13 protein-coding genes are annotated in these 22,518 nt (G+C 40.4%); all 13 read left to right on the forward strand.

Annotated features, from left to right (window positions below):
• Positions 1-7 precede the first annotated feature (7 nt).
• Positions 8-1,135, forward strand: a complete 1,128-nt coding sequence (locus tag QNH29_RS02885; RefSeq protein ID WP_283863362.1) for a glycoside hydrolase family 88 protein — start codon at positions 8-10, stop codon at positions 1,133-1,135.
• Positions 1,136-1,150: 15 nt separating this feature from the next.
• Positions 1,151-3,016, forward strand: a complete 1,866-nt coding sequence (locus QNH29_RS02890) for a DUF2264 domain-containing protein (RefSeq protein WP_283863363.1) — start codon at positions 1,151-1,153, stop codon at positions 3,014-3,016.
• Positions 3,017-3,192: 176 nt separating this feature from the next.
• Positions 3,193-4,710, forward strand: coding sequence for a response regulator transcription factor (locus QNH29_RS02895; protein WP_283863364.1), 1,518 nt, complete (start codon positions 3,193-3,195; stop codon positions 4,708-4,710).
• A 14-nt stretch (positions 4,711-4,724) separates the two neighbouring features.
• Complete coding sequence (locus QNH29_RS02900) at positions 4,725-6,482, forward strand: sensor histidine kinase (RefSeq protein WP_283863365.1); 1,758 nt, start codon at positions 4,725-4,727, stop codon at positions 6,480-6,482.
• Positions 6,483-6,657: 175 nt separating this feature from the next.
• A complete protein-coding gene (locus QNH29_RS02905) occupies positions 6,658-7,947 on the forward strand; it encodes an ABC transporter substrate-binding protein (RefSeq protein ID WP_283863366.1) in 1,290 nt (429 codons plus the stop codon).
• Between the two features lie 205 nt (positions 7,948-8,152).
• Complete coding sequence (locus QNH29_RS02910) at positions 8,153-9,049, forward strand: carbohydrate ABC transporter permease (RefSeq protein ID WP_283863367.1); 897 nt, start codon at positions 8,153-8,155, stop codon at positions 9,047-9,049.
• Complete coding sequence (locus tag QNH29_RS02915) at positions 9,042-9,860, forward strand: carbohydrate ABC transporter permease (RefSeq protein WP_481858771.1); 819 nt, start codon at positions 9,042-9,044, stop codon at positions 9,858-9,860. The genes QNH29_RS02910 and QNH29_RS02915 overlap by 8 nt, the downstream gene beginning before the upstream one ends.
• Before the next feature lie 37 nt (positions 9,861-9,897).
• Positions 9,898-12,924 carry a beta-galactosidase, LacZ type gene (gene lacZ, locus QNH29_RS02920; RefSeq protein ID WP_283863368.1) on the forward strand — a complete coding sequence of 1,009 codons (3,027 nt, stop codon included), beginning with the start codon at positions 9,898-9,900 and terminating at the stop codon, positions 12,922-12,924.
• A gap of 239 nt (positions 12,925-13,163) precedes the next feature.
• On the forward strand, positions 13,164-16,343 hold the full coding sequence (locus QNH29_RS02925; RefSeq protein ID WP_283863369.1) for a glycoside hydrolase: 3,180 nt from the start codon (positions 13,164-13,166) through the stop codon (positions 16,341-16,343).
• Positions 16,344-16,455: 112 nt separating this feature from the next.
• The gene (locus tag QNH29_RS02930) at positions 16,456-18,684 is read left to right on the forward strand and encodes an alpha-galactosidase (protein ID WP_283863370.1); all 2,229 of its coding nucleotides are present in this window, start codon (positions 16,456-16,458) and stop codon (positions 18,682-18,684) included.
• Positions 18,685-18,820: 136 nt separating this feature from the next.
• On the forward strand, positions 18,821-20,005 hold the full coding sequence (locus QNH29_RS02935) for a galactokinase (protein WP_283863371.1): 1,185 nt from the start codon (positions 18,821-18,823) through the stop codon (positions 20,003-20,005).
• On the forward strand, positions 20,002-20,991 hold the full coding sequence (gene galE, locus QNH29_RS02940) for a UDP-glucose 4-epimerase GalE (RefSeq protein ID WP_283863372.1): 990 nt from the start codon (positions 20,002-20,004) through the stop codon (positions 20,989-20,991). The genes QNH29_RS02935 and galE overlap by 4 nt, the downstream gene beginning before the upstream one ends.
• Before the next feature lie 5 nt (positions 20,992-20,996).
• Positions 20,997-22,475 (forward strand): UDP-glucose--hexose-1-phosphate uridylyltransferase, encoded by a 1,479-nt coding sequence (gene galT / locus QNH29_RS02945; RefSeq protein WP_283863373.1) that lies wholly within the window; start codon positions 20,997-20,999, stop codon positions 22,473-22,475.
• The last annotated feature ends 43 nt before the right edge of the window (positions 22,476-22,518 follow it).

Consider the following 22,518-nt stretch of genomic DNA (forward strand, 5'->3'; position numbering starts at 1 on the left):
GGTAAGGATGATGACAGAACAATACCAATGGGTAAGTGAGGCATGGGAGAAAGTTAATGAAAAAATTGACAGAACAAGCAAAAGGATAGGAGCCAATTTCCCTCACGCAAGTGAAAACGGCCAATATGTTCTGGCTGAACCATATTGGTGGACGGCAGGATTTTGGCCGGGATTGCTTTGGCTTTTATATAGAGATCGGAAAAATGAAGAATTAAAGCAAATTGCAGAAGAGTGTGAAGCAAAGCTCGATGCTGTTCAACATGACTATTACCGGCTTGACCATGATATGGGCTTTATGTGGACGCTGACAAGCGTTGCTCATTATAAGCTTCTAGGTGACGAGAATTCAAAACGACGTGCTTTATTGGCTGCTAATCTCTTAATGGGCCGGTTCAATGTGAATGGCAGCTACATACGTGCTTGGAATCCATGGACTGAAGGGGAAGACAACAGTGGTGTAGCGATTATCGACTGCATGATGAATCTGCCTATTCTTTATTGGGCATCTGAAGAAACAGGTGACCCAAGATTTAAGGGAGTTGCAGTAAAACATGCGGATATGGTCTTAAACCAATTTGTTCGGAGTGATGGAGCCGTCCATCATATTGTCCGGTTTGATCCTGAAAGCGGTGAAAGGATTGAAGCACTGGGCGGTCAGGGATATGCTCCTGATTCGGCATGGTCAAGAGGTAATGCATGGGCCATTTATGGATTAGCCTTGAGCTATCACTATACTGGGTATGTTAAATACTTGGAGAGTGCGAAGAGAGTGGCACATTTCTTTATCGCCCACTTGCCAGAGGATTTCGTACCAGTATGGGATTTTCTTCTTCCAGCTGATGTCGCTTCTCCGAGGGATTCTTCTGCAGGCGCCATTGCTGCATGCGGGCTGCTGTTATTAGCTGATCAAGTGAGTGCGGCAGAAGCTCCCGTTTATCAGAGAACAGGAGAGAAGATTCTACAATCGTTATACAAGAATTATGGTGATTGGGAAGGATCTGAAGAGGGATTGGTTCTCCAAGGAACGAGCCATTTCCCAGAACAAAAATTTATGAATAACCCGTTGATATATGGTGATTATTACTTTGTTGAAGGACTTGCTAGATTAAAAGGTTACAAGGAATTATTTTGGTAAAGGCAGGTGTCGTTTATGCTGAAACACGATTTACCGATACAGAATAATCTTCTCCAGTCCCGAGCGGATTTAGTAGAAGCAGTTAAGCAAATCGTGAGTCCTTTGAAGCCGTATTATAGCAAGGGGAAGGCTAAGCTCGAATTAGGAAGCACTGGAACTAGTTACAGTGAAGACATCGCAGGTCTGGAAGGGTTCTCACGGATACTTTGGGGACTGGTTCCAATGCTGGCAGGCGGCGAACGCTCGGAAGTTTGGGAATTGTGCATGCAGGGAATAAAAAACGGTACCAATCCTAGTCACAAAGAATATTGGGGCGAAATTTCAAGCTTTGATCAGCGTGCCGTTGAGATGGCGGCATTTGGTTATGCCCTGGCGTTAACTCCGGAGAGAATTTGGAACCCACTTAATGAGCAGGAAAAAGAAAACCTCTTTTTATGGCTGAATCAAATCAATCAAATACATGTATATGATTGTAATTGGCTGTTTTTCCCGGTAATCGTAAACCTCGGTTTTAAAGCAGTGGGATTACCTTATGATCAGGGTAAGATAAGACAGAATCTTGATCGAATTGATGAGTTTTATTTAGAGGAAGGCTGGTATGCGGACGGACTCAATGCACACTGTGACTATTATGGACCCTTTGCCATCCATTTTTACAGCTTGCTCTATGCAAAACTAATGGATAAAGAAGACCCTGAAAGAGCGAAAAAGTATAAACATAGAGCAGCCGAGTTTGCAAAGGAGTTTATCTATTGGTTTGCTAGTGATGGCTCTGCCCTCCCTTATGGCAGAAGTTTAGCTTATCGCTTTTCTCAATCTGCCTTTTGGAGCGCGCTCGTATTTGCCGGAGTTGAGTCGTTTTCTTTGGGAGAGATGAAGGGACTCATTCTAAGGAACCTCCGCTGGTGGTTCCAGCAGCCTATCTTTGACGCCAATGGACTGCTGACAATCGGTTATGGTTATCCGAATTTGATTATGGCGGAAAACTATAATGCACCGGGTTCGCCTTATTGGTCACTTAAAACTTTTTTAATTTTAGCGCTCCCTGAGGAACATCCATTTTGGCAGGCAGAAGAAAAGCCGCTTCCCGTTTTAATCGAAAAAGTAGTTCAAAAATCACCGCGGTTTATTTTATGCAGACAAGAAGTTCTGGGGCATACGCTTGCTTTTAACGCTGGTTATAAGCACACAAATGAACATCCACACGCGGCCGCAAAATATGAAAAATTTGTTTACTCTAACCATTTTGGTTTTAGTGTCCAAAAAGCAGAATGGGGTCTTTCGCAAGGTGCGTTTGATTCCATGCTAGCTGTTAGTGAAGGTGACAATCTTTATAGAGGCAAGAGAACCTGTTTGGACTATACTGTTTCTGAAAACGTCATTTATACGAAATGGAAGCCATTTGGTGGTGTTGAAATTAAAACTTGGCTTGTAGCCGGGGCACCATGGCATATTCGTATACATTGTATTGAGACTAATAGAAACTTAGATTATGCAGATGGCGGTTTTGCGCTGGGTCTTGAAAACAAGGAATATAAAGGCCAAACGGCCGAAGTTGTTCTGAACAAACAAGAAAGTTTCATTAGATACCCTTGGGGTGCAAGCGGCATCCAAAGTATATATGGCAATGGCCAGCCAGATTTGGTCTATCCGAATGCAAATACCAATCTCATAAACCCAAGAACGGTGATCCCTACAGTCAAAGGAAGCTTAAAACCCGGCACGCATTGGCTGGTAAATGCTGTGTTTGGGGAACCAGGAAATGAAGAAGTATTAAAACATTGGAATATGGTACCACATGTTGAATTAGTGGATGATGAGATGATTATCACGCTGGGTACAGAAAAAGTGACCATACAAAAAGAAGGAATATCAACTTAATAGCCCAAATTTTTTAGATAGATACCGAAATAGACACCATAAATTTCGAAATGAATTGTGGTGTCTATTTGCTGTTTATGGCGGATTAATAGGTAATATTATGAAACCTCCCCAAATCAGAAAAAGTATAATAGAATGGAAATATCAAAATTTTTCACCATCTGGAGGGATAGGTTTTGACAGTTGGGGAACTTGGAAGAGTACTTATTGTTGATGATGAACCATTAATTAGACAGGGTATTAAGCATTATCTAAATTGGGAACAGCAAGGGTTTGAAATTGTTGGGGAGGCGTCGAACGGTTTGGAAGCGCTTGAACTAATTGAGTCAAAGCATCCACATATCATACTAACGGATATCGTAATGCCGATTATGGATGGCGAAGAATTAACGAGAATCGTAAAGGAACGTTATCCACAAATTGAAGTGATAATCCTTAGTAGTTTTGGAGAGTTTGATTATGTCCGCTCTACTTTTCAAAGTGGAGTGGTTGATTATATTCTAAAGCCTAAGTTGGACGCAAAAGGACTGCTGCATGCATTGAAGGCAGCGGCTGAGCGTATACCGTCTCTTCAAATGATGGACAAACAAGCTTCGGTTGATCTTTCCGTTGGACAAATGATACAAAAGTTGATTTCAGGCTATGAAGTTAATTTTGATGTCGAGAAGCTTTCTGAAGTGTTTCCTTTTGGTGAATTTCGTTTATTAGGTATTCAGTTAAAAAGTGGGGAAAATGACCTGCCTAAACATATTAAGGGAAGATTTGAAGCTGAATTTAGTCAGGAGGAGTATACCTTTCATTCCGAACAAAATTTCGTCCTTATAAACGGAGTTCATTTTACTAATTTTATAACATTTGCGAAGCAGCTCGCAGAATCAGAGAGTGGCTATGGTTTTGTTCTAAGTGAGTCCTTTACTGATCTTTCTCAGTTAGCGGTAATTTACAAAGAAAGTCTGCTAAAACTATTAAATTATCGTTTTTACTTTTCTGAACAGCCGCTTTTAATGAAACAAAACTTGCCTAACCCGGCACCGGAATGTGAAGGATTCAATTTGGATTGGTTTACAAGTGAATTTAAACGGAAAAATTTTAAAGCTGCTTTTAACTATCTTCAGGAACATGTAACAGCATTATCTAACTGTTATACCATGGATGTATATGAATATAAGGCTTTTTTCGGGAACATAGTCTTTAATATTACGATTCTGCTTGGAAACATGGATTACGACGTTAAAGAATTGGATCATGCCAAGTATTCGTATTTCAAATTAATAGAGGAAGCACCGAATGCGAAAGAGGTAATAGAGCAATTTGGCAAGTTTATTACTGAAGCGAATCAATGTATTAATTCCTCTCAAAATTATCTGGACAATCAGAATATGAAAAAACTGCTAGAATTTATTAAGAACCATTATGCGGAGCCGCTTACCCTAACAGATGTTGCGAAGCATTTTCATTTTAATCCTTCCTATTTATCTAGCTATTTTTCAACTCATAATAGTGAAGGCTTTGTTGAATACATTAATCGAATTCGGATTGAAGAAGCTTCAAAGCTTCTTGTTGAGGGAAGAGCCACTATTTCTGAAATCAGTGGTATGGTGGGTTATTCCGACCACAGTTATTTTTGCAAAGTGTTTAAAAAAATGACCGGTCTATCACCAAGTCAATATAGAAGAAAACAAAACACGAGATAAGAGATGGTGTACAAATGAGATTTATTCCAGAACGGTTTAGACATAACAATTTATTTATCACCATGTTTCTGATTAGTGTGATCATCATTATCACCGTTTCTGTTACGATAACGTGGACGACGATTCGAATGTCAGAACAATTCTTTTTCGAGAAATTCAGTATTACAAATGCAAAAGTAATGGATCAGGTGAAAGATAGCTTTGAGACTTATAATTATTCGGTCGTCGTCGCATCAAACAAGTTATTGCAAAGCGGTACGATTAAGAGAATTCTTACAGAAGAGACGACCAATGTACAGCGATTGAATGCTTATTTTACACTGGGTCAACAGATGAATCGAATAGAGTCTAGTGTGGACACTTACGAAACAAGTATCATCGTCACGGGTACAAATGGAATTATTTACTCGACTGACCGGACCTATTGGCCCATTACTGATGATGAGTTGAAGTCGGGTAACATATTCAAGAATACGCTTAAAGAACCTAAGCGATTGATGTACCAATACGATGTGCGTCCTGATAAAGAGGATGGTAATTACATAGTCACTTCGAAAGCGTTAATGGAACGAACATCTGGAATTGGCTATGGAACGATGTATTTCGCGATTAAAGAAAATGAATTTAGAGAGTTTTACTCCAACTACACTAGTCCTGGTAATCATGTTTTCTTAGTAAACAAATCTGGGGTTATTATGTCGAGCGATCAGTCAAAGCTAATTGGCGAAACGTCGGAGGAGCTGCTTCAATACGCCAATGAAATAATGTCTGAACCAAAAGATTACATTGTAAAAAAATTTTTGGGAAAAGAACAAATAATCTTGATGGAATATCTTCCATCATATGAAATGTACATGTTTAATATCATCGATAAAGAAACAGCATTCGGCAATTTAATCGATAAGAAGCAGATCGTGCTTATTTCGATGGGGATAGTCTTTGTGGCACTGATTATTGTGTTCTTCGCCTCAAGAAGAATGACAAATTCATTATCAAAGCTGGTAAAACAAATTGAGAGTGCTTCTAAGCATAAGTTTGACAAATATGTAACGGTTTCTGGGACGTATGAAACCAGGGAGATTGGACATGCCTTTAACTCGATGCTCGATGAGCTTCATGAATATGTGGACCAGCTTGTCATCTCGCAAAAAAATCAGCGGAATGCGGAACTAGCTGCCCTGCAGCAGCAAATTAACCCGCATTTTTTATACAATACACTGACTTCGATAAAATTTATGGTCCAACAGGGCGGTAAAGAAGAGACAGAAGCGACTATTAATGCATTGATTTCTTTGCTTCAGAACACGATAGGCAATGTCAGTGAAACCATTACGGTTAAGCAGGAACTGGATAATTTAAAGAATTACGTATTAATTAATCAGAAACGCTATGGTGACCGGATTAAAGTAAATTATTTTGTCACGCCTGATTGTATGGACTGGGAGATACCAAAACTGATTCTTCAGCCTTTTATGGAGAACTCCTTTTTCCATGGATTTATCCGTAAGCTGTTAGGTCATATTAATGTCCTAGTCTGGCAGGACGGGAATACCCTTACTTGTGAGGTTATTGATAATGGGGACGGAATGGAAGTTTCAGAGGATAACACACTTCCACACACGAAGCGCAAACAACAGCATTTCTCAGGTATTGGTGTACGAAATGTACATGAGCGTATTCAACTAATTTATGGAGAAGAATATGGAGTAACCATCTCAAGCAGCCTAGGGGAAGGGACAAAAGTCCGAATAACACTGCCGATTCAAAAATAGTTCTAGTATCTAAAAAAAGTACAAATTTCAAAATGTAAACGGAACCAATTATCTGAAAATAGTACAAAAGATTAAAAATATCGTCCTAACAGTTAACCCCGGGCTGGTGCTAACATAGGAAATGTAAGACAGATAGCGCTTACAACTACAAACAAAATCACTTGGGGGAATATCAATGAAAAAAGTACTTGCTCTATTATTAGTAAGCTTACTGTTATTGACTGCCTGTTCTTCGGGGTCAAAAACAAAAGATACTTCCGGAGAGGCAAAGGATACCAATAAGATCACCGTATGGGCTTGGGATCCAAACTTTAATATTAAAGCTATGAATATCGCAAAAGAAACGTATGCAGCTGAAAATAAAGACCTTGAGATTGAAGTGATTGAAAATGCTCAGGATGACATTATTCAAAAGCTAAATACAAGCTTAAGCTCTGGTACTACAAAAGGGCTTCCGAATATCGTTTTAATTGAGGATTATCGTGCACAAAGCTTCCTTCAAGCATATCCTGATATGTTCCACGAGCTGACTGGTACGTTTAAAGCGGAAGACTTTGCCGATTATAAAATTGCTCCAACAAGCTTGGATGGTAAAAACTATGGCCTTCCATTCGATACGGGAGTAACAGGATTATATGTAAGAACAGATTACTTAGAGCAGGCTGGTTACACAGTTGAAGACCTGCAAAACATCGACTGGGACAAGTACATTGAAATTGGTAAAAAAGTAAAAGAAACAACTGGTAAACAAATGTTAACACAAGACCCTAACGACCTTGGCTTAATTCGTATGATGATCCAAACTGCTGGTTCATGGTACTTAGAGGAAGATGGTGTAACACCTGACTTAGCTGACAATGAAGCACTAAAAGCAGCATTTGAAACATATAAAAAACTTTTAGACGCAGATTTAGTGAAACCTGTATCTGACTGGAGTCAATTCTTAGCTGGATTTAACAGCGGTAATGTGGCAACTGTGCCGACAGGAAACTGGATTACTCCTTCAATTAAAGCGGAAGCTTCCCAATCTGGTAAGTGGGCAGTCGTGCCTTTCCCTAAACTTCCTGGCGTAGCTGATTCTGTTAACGCTTCAAACTTAGGCGGAAGCTCTTGGTATGTTCTGAATGTACCAGGGAAGGAAAAAGCAGCTGACTTCCTAGGGAAAACTTTTGGTTCAAACGTTGAGTTTTACCAAACAATCAATAAGGAAATCGGTGCAATTGGTACTTACAAGCCAGCCTCTGAAGGTGAAGCGTACCAAGCGGCAGACGAGTACTTTGGCGGGCAAAAGGTCATTGCTGATTTCGCAAAATGGACTGCTGAAATTCCACAAGTAAACTTCGGTTTACACACCTATGCAATCGAAGACATTCTTGCAGTTGAAGCACAAAACTTTATTAAAGGGAAAGATCTTGATAAGGCGTTAGAAGACGCCCAAGGTCAAGCTGAAACACAGGTGAAATAATCAAATAAAAGAAAGCCTCGGGTACTCGCCGGCTTCTCCTCTTCGGTTAAGTGGAGCGATATAGGTCAGGCGGGTGTTTCGGGGCTTTTATTTTTTAAGCTGCATTCCATGTTAAACGAACGTGAATTGAACAGACCTATTTATAAAAAGTCAAAACTAAGTTAGGAGCTGACTAGATGTGATACCTGCAAAAGCCAACCCACCTATGCAGACAGTTAAGTCTACACGGGGTCTTCGAATGAAAAACACCGCCATTGGCTGGTCATTTGTTACGATCGCTGCTGTAATGATCTGCTTGTTTTATTTTTACCCGATGGTTCAAGCTTTCATTATGTCATTACAATCGGGGAGAGGAACAAACTTAACATTTGTCGGCCTCGAAAATTATGTACGTCTATTAAAAGATCCAGTCTTTCTCACAACCTTAAAAAATACCGTTATTTATTTAATCATCCAAGTACCAATTATGATTATTCTAGCTTTATTTATTTCTGTTTTATTGAATGATAAAGCTTTGAAGTTTAAAGGATTTTTCCGTACGGCCATCTTTTTACCTTGTGTAACATCACTTGTTGCTTATTCGGTTACATTCAAATACTTATTTGGCCAAGATGGCATAGTTAACATTATGTTAATGAAATTGTCACTTATTTCAGAACCAGTTCAATGGTTAACAGACCCATTCTGGGCAAAAATCACGATTATTGCTGCCATTACATGGCGCTGGACCGGCTATAATATGATTTTCTATTTATCTGCCCTCCAGAACGTCGATCAATCCATTTATGAAGCGGCGAAAATAGATGGGGCATCACCGATCCAAACCTTTTTCAAGATTACGATTCCAATGTTAAAACCGATTATTTTGTTTACTTCGATTACTTCCACCATTGGAACGCTTCAGTTGTTCGATGAAGTAATGAATATTACGGGTGGCGGACCAGGTAATGCTACGATGACGATCTCCCAGTATATTTACAATTTATCGTTTAAATATACTCCGGATTTTGGCTATGCTGCTACTGTTTCATACGCAATTGTCATTCTAATTGTTATCTTCTCCATCATTCAGTTTAAAGTGGCAGGTGATAAAAATGCTTAAAAAAGTATTCGGTTATGGATTTCTTACAGTCGCTGCTATCATTTCCATCTTTCCATTTTTATGGATGATTGTCAGTTCAACAAATAAGTCAGTCGACGTTACAAAAGGCAGGTTATTGCCTGGAAGCCATTTTATGGAGAATCTAACGAATCTCCTGAATACAGTAGACCTCGTTCCTGCCTTAGTAAATTCAGCCAAAATTTCAATCATCACTACCGTGGTTGGAATGCTAATTGCCTCTTTGGCGGGCTACGGATTTGAAATCTATCAGAGTAAGGCAAAGGACTATTTATTTAACTTCCTATTGCTTTCGATGATGATTCCTTTTGCGGCATTAATGGTTCCGTTATTCCGAATGTTTGGAACGATTTCACAGACGGCGCCAATGATTGGAATTGATACCATTTCAGCGGTTATTTTACCGACGGTTACCACCGCTTTTCTTATCTTTTTCTTCCGACAAAGCACGAAGATGTTTCCAAAGGATATTCTCGAAGCGGGAAGAATTGATGGTTTAACAGAGCTCGGAGTGTTTTTCAGGATTTATATTCCAACAATGAAAACAACCTACGCTGCAGCTGCGATTATTACGTTCATGGCTAGCTGGAACAGCTACCTATGGCCGCTTGTCGTGCTCCAGTCTCCAGAAAATCAGACCATTCCATTGCTGATTTCTGTCCTAGGTTCAAGTTATTCACCTGACTATGGTGTCATTATGACAGCCATCGTCATTGCGACCCTGCCGGCTGCTTTAATTTTCTTCATCATGCAAAAGCATTTCGTTGCGGGAATGATGGGTTCTGTAAAATAACAGATTCAGATTAATGTAGATAGGAAGTGTAATTGAGATGACAACCACTCCAAGTATAGATTGGCTTAAAGATGTGAATGTTTTTGCGGTGAACCGTGTTCCTGCCCATTCAGATCATGTTTATTATGAAACATTAGCGGAGGCAAAAAGCGCCTCTCCAATGAAAATGCGTCATGAATTAAACGGAGACTGGAAGTTTTACTATAGTATTAATCCAGACCATAGACCAGTGGACTTTTTTAAGAAAGATTACCCTTGCGCAGGCTGGGGGGATATTACGGTTCCGGGACATATACAACTCCAAGGCTACGGGCAGCCGCAATATGTCAACACGATGTACCCATGGGATGGGCATCATGAACTTCGCCCGCCAGAGATCCCGACTGATCATAATCCGGTTGGGAGTTATGTGAAATATTTCGACGTTCCAGCCAATATGCAGGGGCGTCCGATTTATATTTCTTTTCAAGGTGTGGAATCTGCGTTTTATGTTTGGCTCAACGGAGAGTTTATCGGTTACAGTGAGGATTCTTTTACTCCAGCAGAGTTTGAACTTACACCTTATTTAGTTGAGGGTGAGAACAAACTAGCGGTGGAGGTTTATCAGCGCAGTACGGGCAGCTGGCTTGAAGACCAGGATTTTTGGCGTTTTTCAGGAATCTTCCGAGATGTCTACCTATACACTGTTCCTGAAATTCATGCGGCCGACCTCCATGTTCGTCCTGAACTGGATTCCACTTTTACAAAAGGGACTCTTTCTGTCGATGTAAAGCTTGAAGGTGCAGCTGCTTCGAGAATTACAGCGGAATTAGTTGATAAAAATGGTACTCTTGTTCAAACTGCTGAAGCTGAAAAAATTGATGGCAAGTGGTCATTTACGATGAATGTTGAGAAGCCTGCATTATGGAGTGCAGAAAATCCTTATTTGTATAAATTATTTATCCAAATCTACAACGGAAATGGGATTTTAGTAGAGGTTGTTCCGCAGAAGGTTGGATTTAGAAGATTTGAACTCGTGAATAAAATTATGCACCTCAATGGTGAGCGGATTGTATTCAAGGGTGTGAACCGCCATGAATTCAATCCACGCCGGGGCCGGGCAATTACAAAAGAAGATATGATTTGGGATATTAAAACATTGAAACGTCATAACATAAATGCAGTCCGTACCTCACATTATCCAAATCAAACCTATTGGTATGAATTATGTGATGAATATGGCGTTTATGTTATTGATGAAATGAATCTTGAAACACATGGATCATGGCAAAAGATGGGGGCTGTAGAGCCTTCTTGGAATATTCCAGGTAATAAGCCGGAGTGGGAAGCTATTGTCATGGACCGAGCCATTTCAATGGTAGAACGTGATAAGAATCACCCATCGATTTTAATTTGGTCCTGTGGTAATGAATCATACGCTGGTGAAGTCATTTTGAATGTCTCTAAATATTTCAAAAAGGTTGATCCAAGCAGACTTGTACACTACGAAGGAGTTTTCCACAACCGTGATTATAATGATACAAGTGATATGGAAAGCCGCATGTATGCGAAGCCAGCCGATATTGAAAAGTATTTAAATGATAATCCGGAGAAGCCGTACATTAGCTGCGAGTATATGCATGCAATGGGGAATTCACTTGGCGGCATGTACAAATACACGGATCTTGAGCAGAAGTATCCGATGTATCAAGGCGGGTTCATTTGGGATTATATCGATCAATCACTTTATAAAAAGGACCGTTACGGCAATGAATTCCTTGCATATGGCGGAGATTTTGGTGATCGTCCGACGGATTATGGTTTCTGTACAAATGGAATTGTCTATGCGAATCGCGAGCTTTCTCCAAAAATGCAGGAAGTGAAGTTTTTATATCAAGATTTTAAACTAGTGCCAGACGGAAATGGTGTAACGATTAAAAATGAAAGCCTGTTCTCTAATACGGCGGACTACGAGCTTGACTATGTTCTTTTCTGTGAAGGAAAGGAAGTGTACCGAAACTCACTTATTGCAGATGTTGAGCCGCAAAGTGAGGGACGTTTTGAGTTTGATATTCCTGAAGAGTTCGAAGCTGAAAGTGGTGAATATTGCGTTCAAACATCACTAGTGTTAAAGGAAAGCACACTTTGGGCAGATGCAGGCTATGAGATTGCCTTCGGTCAGTTTGTCTATCAAGTGGGTACAAAGGTAATAACACCAGCAAGCGGCAATTTAAGGGTAGCCTATGGGGATGTCAATATTGGCATTCATGGCCGTGATTTTACGGTAATGTTCTCAAAAGGTGTAGGCAGTTTAGTTTCCCTTAACTATGCAGGTAAAGAAATTATTGCACTTCCTCCGGCACCATTGTTCTGGAGAGCTACGACTGACAATGACCGCGGGTTTTCTCAAGGTTTCCATTCAGGGCTTTGGTACGCCGCGAGCTTGGCGAGAAAGTGTGTAAATATTGAGGTAGAAGAACAAGAAAGTTATGTGAGTGTAGGCTTTACTTATAAATTCTCCATTAATCATGATCTCGAAGTACAGACAGTTTACAGTGTTTATTCTGATGGAAGTGTAAAGGTTAAGTCTGTTTATAAAGGGGCAGAAAATCTGCCGCAGCTGCCGATTTTCGCGGTGTCCTTCAAAGTTCCGGCAGATTATGATCAATTGGAATGGTATGCGATGGGACCAGAAGAGAACTACTCTGACCGGGCTATGGGTGCTAAACTTGGTATCTTTAAAAACCAGGTAACTGGTAATCTATCAGGATATGTTATGCCGCAGGAATCTGGTAATAGAACCGGTGTCCGCCGTGTTAGTGTGACGAACCGTAATGGTCAAGGAGTAAGAATTTCATCCGTTTCGGAACCGTTAGAATGTAACTTTAGTCCATATACATCTTTTGAGCTTGAAAATGCACAGCATGTTTATGAACTTCCACCTGTTCATTATACCGTCGTTACAGTTGCCGGTAAGCAGATGGGTGTTGGCGGGGACGACAGCTGGGGAGCTCCTGTTCATGATGAACACCTTATTAAGGCTGATCAAGACATGGAATTTGAATTTATGATTCATAGAGTGTAATAGGTTTTGTGAAGAGTCCTAGTCAAAGGGCTCTTCACAAATTAAATATTTGCAGGTAAAAAGATAGCCCGTGCTCTCGGATATCTGAATATTCCGATTAGATGTACCTATAAGCTTAAACTCTTCATTTAAGGGGGTGATCACATTAATCTGAATTACTGCATGACCTGCAGTAAAAGATTTTGTCATCCATCTTAGAATATAAACATCATGTGAACCTATATAAGGAGGATATATTGATGTTGCAAGGGGAGTATGGAAGAAAGTTTTTTATCTACGGTTTAATTGTATTACTGCTAGTGGGGATAATTTCACCTGCAGTACCACAGACTGCTTCAGCAGATGAAACAACTGTAGAAGTACAATCCAATGAAGAAACTATTAAATTAGATCCAAGTTATCAGCATGAACCATTTGATGGCTGGGGAACTGCGCTCGTTTGGTTTGCCAACATAACGGGCGGCTGGCCAGATGAACTTCGAAATCAATTAGCTGATGATCTATTTGGAGAAAATGGATTAAATTTTAATATTGCTCGATATAACATTGGCGGTGGGGATGCACCTGAGACTGAGCCTTATATGCGTAAAGGTGGAGCGGTCCCTGGGTATTGGAACCGACCAGCGGATGTGCTGCCGGAGGAAAAGAATTGGTGGAATCCAGAAAATCCAGACCACTGGAATTGGAGTGCAGACGCCAATCAGCGCTGGTGGCTGCAGGCAGCAAAAGCAAGAGGGGCGGATACCTTTGAGGCATTTTCCAATTCTGCTCCATACTTTATGACTCAAAGCGGTTATGTATCTGGAAACACTGATCCTTGGAAAGACAATTTAAAACCAGATCAATTTGAGGAATTTGCCACTTACTTAACTACAGTAGTTGATCGTTTACAAAAAGATATGGACATTGATTTTAAAACATTGTCACCTGTAAATGAACCAAACACAGGATATTGGCGTGCATTAGGAAGACAGGAAGGCTCGAACTGGTCACCTGCTTCACAACAGAAAATTATTAATGAAGTAAAAAAGCAATTAGATGAAAAGCAGCTTCAAACAGTAGTTTCAGGTATGGATGAGACAAACCCACAAAAGTTTAGACAGAATTGGGAGCAATATAGTTCTGAAACACGGGCAAACCTTGGTCAATTAAATGTACATACGTACTGGCCGGAAGAACAAACTGGTGTAAGAGACATTGCCAAAATATCAGGGAAAAGACTTTGGATGTCAGAAGTGGATTTAAGTCCAGGCGGTTTTGGCCAAAATCATGAGGATATCCGTACGGGTCTAGGTTTATCTGAACGGATTACCACGGATATTCAGAAACTCGAACCAGAGGCTTGGGTGCTTTGGCAGTCGATCGAAGACGAGGTCAATATGAGCCCGGAACATGAAAATGGGAACTGGGGATTAATTCAGGTAGATTTTGATCCAGAGGACTTTAGTAAAGTAACAATTTATAAAAATAAAAAGTATTACGCGATGGGCAATTACAGTAAGTTTATCCGCCCTGGTTCTCAAGTGATTAATTCAAGTAATACAAGTACATTGGCGGCAATCGATAAGCAGAATGAATCAGTAGTCATTGTCTATACAAACAATAGTACGGAGGAAAAAGCACTCAACTTCGACTTATCCGGATTTGGCACGGTAAAAGAAAATGCGGAGGCGATTCCTTATGTAACCTCAGCATCAAAAAATATTGCTCAAGGTTCAACTATAGAAATTGCTGCCAAGAAATTATCGGCAACGGTAGAACCTCAATCGATTACAACTTTTGTTGTTTCAAACGTCTCTGGTGTCAACCCGGAACAGAGTTTTGTTGATCCCGAAGAAGAATATTTAATGGTTAACAAGCACAGTGGGAAAGTGCTCGACATTACTTCTGACAACCAAAGTGTTGTTCAGAAAACAACGATTCATGAAAAAGAAAGTCAGAGCTGGAAGATTCAAAAGGTAACGGACGGGTACAGCAACAAGGAACGTTATCAAATTGTCCATCCAGCAACCGGAAAGGTCCTTGGTTCATCAAATGGCGCCGCTATTTTACAAGATGATACGGATAAACTTAATCAGCAGTGGATTCTTTCAACCTATGGGAATGGAGAATTTACCTTTGTAAACGTTGAAAATGGTCAATTGCTGGAAATCGGCGGGCAGTCGACCGCTGAGAACGCAAAAGCCACTCTATGGCAGCCAAATGCAGGCAACAATCAAGTATGGAAACTAGTAAAAGCAGAAATCGTCAAAGTGGAACGCTCTAAAGTTACGGTACCAAAGAAAAAAACAACACCAGTTCTTCCACAAGAAGTAACAGCTGTCTATGGAAATGGTGACCGAGTTCTAAAAGAAGTAGTTTGGGATGATATTGATCCAAGACTTTATGATAAGGAAAATGTTTTTACAGTAAAGGGTACGGTAGCAGATACGGAAATTAAAGCGATTGCTAATGTAACTGTATCAAAAATTGTAAGTTTCGAGCCTGTAAAAATTAAAACGATACCAGGCGCTGCTCCGGTATTACCGAAAGAAGTGGCAGTAACATTAGAGAATGGGGCAGAAGGGAAAGTAGAAGTCCAATGGGATGAAATCGACCCGTCATTATACGCTGATTATGGGAAATTTACCGTTAGAGGAAAAAATCCATATAGCCCTGTGAAAGCTATTGCGCAAATACAAGTCACCGAAGATGCCTTGGAAAATCTGTCCTTAAGGTCCGGAACAAAGGCAAGTGCTTCCTTTACAGGTATGTATGATAAGCCGGCAAACATGATTGACGGGATTATTTCCAGTGTCCGCTGGACCAATTGGGATCCAAATGCTTGGAGGCCAGAAGATTCAGTAACGATTGATCTAGGTTCGGAAGAAACTATCTCTAAAGTAGATTTCCATTTCTATGACGATTTCGGAGGTACAAGACCAGCAGCAACATTGTACCTGCAGTACTGGGATGGCAGTGACTGGGTTGACATTGATGGCACGCAGACCAACGTAGAAGCTAGAAAAGAGGTTAATTTCTCGTTTGAGCCGATTATAACTTCTAAGGTTCGTGCAATAATGAGTGCCATGCCAAATACTTGTATTGCTATTTCTGAAATCATGGTATGGGGAGAAGGAGAAACGTCTGTCCCAAGAGTTGGAGAGGACGCCTCATTAGAAAGTATCCTAATAAATGGACAGCACCTGCAGGGCTTTAAAGCAAATACCTTCTTTTATCAAGTAGAAATGAATGGCCGTATCCATAAGGATTTAATCATTGAAGGAATAACAACCGATATTCTAGCAAAGACAGAAATTAAGCTGCCAAAATCCCTCCCAGGAGAAGCGGTCATTACTGTTACATCTGAGGACGGTAAACAGCAAGAAACATATACAATAAAATTCGTTAATGAAGAAGGTGCTTTACTAGGTCAATAGATGTACTGCAAATACTTCAAAAATGTAAAAAAGGGAAGGCTTTCATCAGCTTCCCTTTTTTAAAGAATAACGTTACTAACAATACTACTAATCTAAGATAGGTGATTACATAATGCTAATACATGCAAATCCAGAGAAAAAACAGTTTCATCTAACAAATGGCCAGGTAAGTTATATTTTTCACGTGATGAAAAATGGACAATTAGGTCATCTGTATTATGGAAAGGCTTTGCGTCATAGAGCCGATTTTTCTCATCTGCAAAACTATGACGTCCCAACAGGTGCCAGCTGCCATGTGTATGAAGACGATCCAGCCTTTGTTTTAGAAACACTGCGCCAGGAATATCCAGCTTATGGCAATTCGGATTTCCGTGAGCCTGCGATGGCTGTCCGTAAAGATAATGATTCTCATGTACCAACTTTTACATATGACTCCTATCGGGTGCTGCTGGAAAAACCCCGCCTAGAGGGACTTCCAGCAACGTATGGCAGCGAAGCCAGCACATTGCAAATTACATTAAAGGATGAATTTCTTCATGCAGAATTAACATTAAACTATACCATTTTTCAGGATAAGCCTGTGATTACTAGAAGTGCTGCATTGTCAAACTATGGTACTGAAAATCTTGTAATTGAAAGGTTAATGGGGGCGTCACTTGACCTCCCAGATAAGAACTTTATTTTTACTCATTTAGCTGGGGCGTGGGCTCGAGAAAGGCATGTGAAGGAACGGGAACTAGAAACCGGTATCCAATCGATTTCAAGTATACGTGGTGCCAGCTCTCATCACCATAATCCTTTCTTAGCTTTAAGAAGGCCTGATGCTACAGAGCATAACGGTGAAGTGTACGGATTTAACTTCGTTTATAGCAGTAATTTCATCATGCAGGTTGAAGTCGATCACTACGACATGGCGAGGTTAACCGTGGGGATTCATCCCTTTGGTTTTCAGTGGGGTCTCGATCCTGCACAAACGTTTCAAACGCCGGAAGTTGTCATGGTTTATTCTGATCAAGGCTTAAACGGGATGAGTCAGGCGTTCCACCAGCTTTACCGTGAGAATCTGATACCAGAGCAATGGAAAAAGGCAGAGCGTCCAATACTTATTAATAACTGGGAGGCCACGTATTTTGATTTTGACGAGGCGAAGCTCGTAAATATTGCGAAGTCTGCTAGTGAATTAGGAATTGAGATGTTAGTCCTTGATGATGGCTGGTTTGGAAAAAGAAATGATGATACCACCTCCCTAGGAGATTGGCATGTAGATTTAAGTAAACTTCCAAATGGCATAGAAAGTTTAGCGAAAAAGATTAATGATGTCGGGATGAAATTTGGACTCTGGTTCGAACCGGAAATGATCAGTCCAAACAGTGAGTTGTTTAAAAAACATCCTGATTGGGCCGTTGGGATGCCAGACCAGCACCGTACTTTAGGGCGGAATCAGCTGGTACTTGATTTCTCCAGACCTGAAATTGTTGATTATCTTTATGAAAGAATGTCCGCAATTATTAAACAAACAAATCTTTCTTATATAAAGTGGGATATGAACCGTAACATTACAGAACCTTTCTCGCAAAAATTAGCACCCAATCAGCAGGGAGAATTTTTCCACCGCTATATTTTAGGAGTGTATTCTCTGTATGAAAGGTTAACGAGTGAGTTTCCTCATGTCTTGTTTGAATCCTGTGCAGGCGGGGGAGGGCGCTTTGACCCTGGAATGTTATACTATGCGCCGCAAACGTGGACGAGTGATAATACCGATGCGGTCGAAAGGCTAAAAATTCAGTATGGCACATCGTTCGCCTATCCGTTGTATAGTATGGGCTCCCATGTATCAGCGGTTCCTAATCATCAAACATTTAGAGAGACCCCGCTGTCAACACGGGCAAACACTGCTTACTTTGGAACGTTTGGGTATGAACTAGATCCCCTCACATTAACGGAAGAAGAAAGGGAGGAGATTAAATGTCAGGTTGCTTTTTATAAAGAGCAGCGCCGCTTAATCCGGGACGGCCAATTCTACCGGTTATTAAGCCCATTCTCAGGTAATGAGACTGCTTGGATGGTGGTCAGTCAAGACCAATCAGAAGCATTAGTTGGCTATTATAAGGTATTGGCAGCACCGAACTCCCGAAAACAGCAAACATTACGGCTAAGTGGACTATCAGCTAATAAAGCATATGAAGTGGGTGGCAGGACTTATTACGGTGATGAGCTAATGCAAGTGGGAATTCAGCTTCCAACGGAGTTTAACGGAGTAAACTTAAAATCATCAAAACGAAGAGGCGACTTCCAATCAAACATTTTTTATTTAAAAAGTACAAATGAAAATTTGAATTAATCCATAAAAAAAGCAGTGTATAAAGATATGCACTGCTTTTTTATTTTTTTGGTAAAAGTTTTAGTAAAAAACAGTAGATTTATTTTACCTTGTGGATTACACTAAACATATAGCTTATATTGTTGGAGGGACGACAATGAACATCACAAAGTTAACGACTACATTTAGACATATATTTGAAGCCCAGCCTGAGCAGGCATTCTTTGCTCCGGGGAGAATTAATCTTATTGGCGAACACACAGATTATAACGGCGGTCATGTTTTTCCATGTGCTATTACCTATGGTACCTACGCCGTTGCAAAGAAAAGAGAGGACAATCTTGTCCGCCTTTATTCAGTAAACTTTCCAGACAAAGAAATCATTGAGTTTGATTTATCGCAATTAGAGTATGATAAGCAGCATGATTGGGCGAATTATCCGAAGGGGATGATTCGTTATATAAAAGAAGCAGGTTTCTCAATTTCATCCGGATTTGAGTGTGTTATTGAAGGGAACATTCCTAATGGTGCAGGCCTTTCCTCTTCCGCGTCTATTGAGTTATTGACAGGTGTGCTTTTAGACGGATTGTTTAAATTAGGAATAGACCGCTTGGACATGATTAAGCTTGGTAAAAAAGTTGAAAATGAATTTATTGGTGTCAACAGCGGCATTATGGACCAATTTGCGATCGGAATGGGTAAAAAGGATGCAGGAATTTTACTTGATTGCCAAACACTAAAATATGAGTACGCACCCATTCAGCTTGACGGGTACAAAATCTTAATTATGAATACAAACAAGCGCAGGGAATTAGCGGATTCGAAATACAATGAGCGACGTGGAGAATGTGAAGATGCATTGCAACAGCTCCAGCAAAAACTTCCGATTGAAGCGCTTGGGCAGCTGACGGAAGAACAGTTTGAAGAAAATCAAACATTAATTGCTAATGAAACAGTTCGTAAGCGGGCGAAACATGCAGTATATGAGAATGTTAGAACTCTAAAAGCTCTTGAAGCGTTAAAGGCTGGTAACCTTGAGGCATTTGGACAGTTAATGAATCAATCACACATATCATTACGTGATGATTATGAAGTGACAGGAGTGGAACTTGACAGTTTGGTAGAGGCTTCTTGGGAGCAGCCGGGTGTTCTAGGTGCCCGCATGACGGGAGCTGGATTTGGGGGCTGCGCTATTGCGATTGTTGAAGATGCAGAGGTTGAACATTTTATCGCTAACGTCGGTGCGGCTTATCAAGAGAAAATTGGCTATCAGGCAGATTTCTATGTAGCAAGTATCGGTGATGGAGCAAAAGAAATTCAATTGGAGGGTGCTATTTCATGAGTATTCTTGTATTAGGCGGTGCAGGTTATGTTGGTTCACATGCAGTTTACCAGTTAATTGATCAGGGTTCTGAAGTAGTAGTCATTGATAATTTGCAAAGTGGCCATCGTGATGCAATACATCAGAAGGCTCGCTTTTATGAAGGTGATATTAGAAGCCGTGAGTTTATGCGCTCTGTTTTTGAAAAAGAAAACATTGAAGCTATTCTCCATTTTGCTGCAAACTCTCTTGTTGGAGAATCAATGACAGAACCCCTAAAATATTACGACAACAATGTATTCGGGACACAAATTGTCCTCGAAATGATGAAGGAATTTAACGTGAAGTACATCATCTTCTCATCAACAGCTGCAGTATACGGTGAACAAAAGGTGGTGCCAATTAAGGAAGAGGCGGCAACATTACCAACGAACACTTATGGCGAAACCAAGCTTACGATGGAAAAAATGATTGCTTGGTGTGAGAAGGCATTTGATCTTAAATATGTATCTCTTCGCTATTTTAACGTTGCAGCAGCAAGAAGTGACGGACAAATTGGCGAAGATCATAATCCAGAAACGCACTTGATTCCTGTTGTTTTAGAAGCCGCTTTAGGAAAAAGACCTGCAATTACGGTCTTTGGGCAAGATTATGATACACCAGATGGTACTTGTATCCGCGATTATATTCATGTGGAGGACTTGATTAACGCACACCTCCTTGCGCTTAGTTATTTGCAGAATGGCGGAGAAAGTAATGTTTTTAATCTTGGAAGCAGCCAAGGGTTTTCAGTAAAAGAAATCATCGAAACTGCAAAAGAGGTTACGGGTATTGATATTCCAGTCCAATTCGGCGAACGCCGGTCCGGCGATCCTAGTACATTAATTGCTTCTTCGGAAAAAGCAAGAAAGGTGCTGGGCTGGAATCCTACCAGGACCTCGATTAAACAGATTATTCGCGATGCATGGAATTGGCATCAACATCATCCAAATGGGTATGAGAGGTGAAGGGTATGATAAATGAACGTATCCAACAATTAATAAATAGAGCCATTGCGGTTCAATTAATTGAGCCAGAAGATGAAATTTATGCGCGAAATCAAATTCTCTCCCTTTTAAAGTTAGTCGATTTTAAGGAATGTGACACGGAGAGTGATCTAGAGATACCCAATTTGCTTGAACAAATAGTAGATTATGCTTGTGAGAAAGGGATTATTGGTGATATCTTTGATGAAAAGGAGATATTTTCTAGTAAGATTATGAACTGCTTCATGGCACGTCCATCCACGGTTAATCAAATATTTTTCGAAAAGTATAAACAGGATCCAAAGGAAGCCACAGAGTACTTTTATGAGTTAAGCAAAAATAGCAATTATATTCAGATGAAGCGAATCCGTAATAATGTTGAGTATAAGGTTAGTACGGAATATGGTGACCTTGATATTACTATTAATCTATCGAAGCCAGAAAAAGACCCTAGAAGTATAGAACTTGAACGTACAGCGGAGAAAACAAATTATCCTAAATGCTTGCTTTGTGTGGAGAATGAAGGCTTTGCGGGGAGAATTGGCCACCCAGCACGTTCTAATCACCGTATGATTAGGTTAAACCTTTTAGACAAGAGGTGGCTATTACAATATTCACCTTACGTATATTACAATGAACATTGTATTGTATTGTCTGAGCAGCATACGGATATGAAAATTAGTCCTGCCACGTTTGAGCGGTTACTGCGTTTTGTTGAACAGTTCCCGCATTATTTTGTCGGTTCTAATGCGGACCTGCCGATTGTCGGTGGTTCTATCCTTTCACATGATCATTACCAAGGCGGCCATTATGACTTTGCGATGGCGAAAGCGGAGGATGATTGGACTTTTTCATTAGAGCAATTTCCGAATGTACGTGGTTCGGTTGTCAAATGGCCGATGTCTGTCATTCGATTGCGTTCGGAAGAAATTGGCCCACTTGTAGAAGCGGGCGAGCATATATTATCAAGCTGGAGAAATTACAGTGACGAAACCGTAGGAATATATGCAAAATCCGGCGATGTTCCGCATAATACGATTACACCAATTGCCCGTAAAAATCAGGGATCTTATGAGCTGGATTTAGTTCTTCGGAACAATCGGACGAATGAGGAACATCCACTAGGTATTTTTCATCCTCATCAAGATGTTCATCATATTAAAAAGGAAAACATCGGGCTAATCGAAGTGATGGGGCTGGCCGTTTTACCTGCACGCTTAAAAGATGAGCTTGCGGAAGTTGAAAATTTCCTTCTTGGAAAAACGGATTCTGTTGCTGATTACCATTTAGAATGGGCACAAAGCCTAAAAGAAAGCTATCATTCTGTTGTAACACCGTCAAATGTTGAAGCGCTGGTCAGAGAAGCGACTGGGAAAAAGTTTTTAAAGGCATTGGAAGATGCCGGTGTATTTAAAACAAATGAAGAAGGAAAAGCCGGGTTCAACCGCTTTATCTTGTCACTATAAAAAGCTTACAGCATGAACAAGGCGGAAGTACTCATCTTTTTGA

It is taken from the genome of Neobacillus sp. DY30 (assembly GCF_030123065.1).
In the GTDB taxonomy this organism is placed as follows: domain Bacteria; phylum Bacillota; class Bacilli; order Bacillales; family Cytobacillaceae; genus Neobacillus.

Coding starts and splice junctions, on each gene's coding strand:
- QNH29_RS02885 (WP_283863362.1), top strand. CDS start 8: ATGATGACAGAACAATACCAATGGGTAAGTGAGGCATGGGAGAAAGTT.
- QNH29_RS02890 (WP_283863363.1), top strand. CDS start 1,151: ATGCTGAAACACGATTTACCGATACAGAATAATCTTCTCCAGTCCCGA.
- QNH29_RS02900 (WP_283863365.1), top strand. CDS start 4,725: ATGAGATTTATTCCAGAACGGTTTAGACATAACAATTTATTTATCACC.
- QNH29_RS02905 (WP_283863366.1), top strand. CDS start 6,658: ATGAAAAAAGTACTTGCTCTATTATTAGTAAGCTTACTGTTATTGACT.
- QNH29_RS02910 (WP_283863367.1), top strand. CDS start 8,153: ATGCAGACAGTTAAGTCTACACGGGGTCTTCGAATGAAAAACACCGCC.
- QNH29_RS02915 (WP_481858771.1), top strand. CDS start 9,042: ATGCTTAAAAAAGTATTCGGTTATGGATTTCTTACAGTCGCTGCTATC.
- lacZ (WP_283863368.1), top strand. CDS start 9,898: ATGACAACCACTCCAAGTATAGATTGGCTTAAAGATGTGAATGTTTTT.
- QNH29_RS02925 (WP_283863369.1), top strand. CDS start 13,164: ATGTTGCAAGGGGAGTATGGAAGAAAGTTTTTTATCTACGGTTTAATT.
- QNH29_RS02930 (WP_283863370.1), top strand. CDS start 16,456: ATGCTAATACATGCAAATCCAGAGAAAAAACAGTTTCATCTAACAAAT.
- QNH29_RS02935 (WP_283863371.1), top strand. CDS start 18,821: ATGAACATCACAAAGTTAACGACTACATTTAGACATATATTTGAAGCC.
- galE (WP_283863372.1), top strand. CDS start 20,002: ATGAGTATTCTTGTATTAGGCGGTGCAGGTTATGTTGGTTCACATGCA.
- galT (WP_283863373.1), top strand. CDS start 20,997: ATGATAAATGAACGTATCCAACAATTAATAAATAGAGCCATTGCGGTT.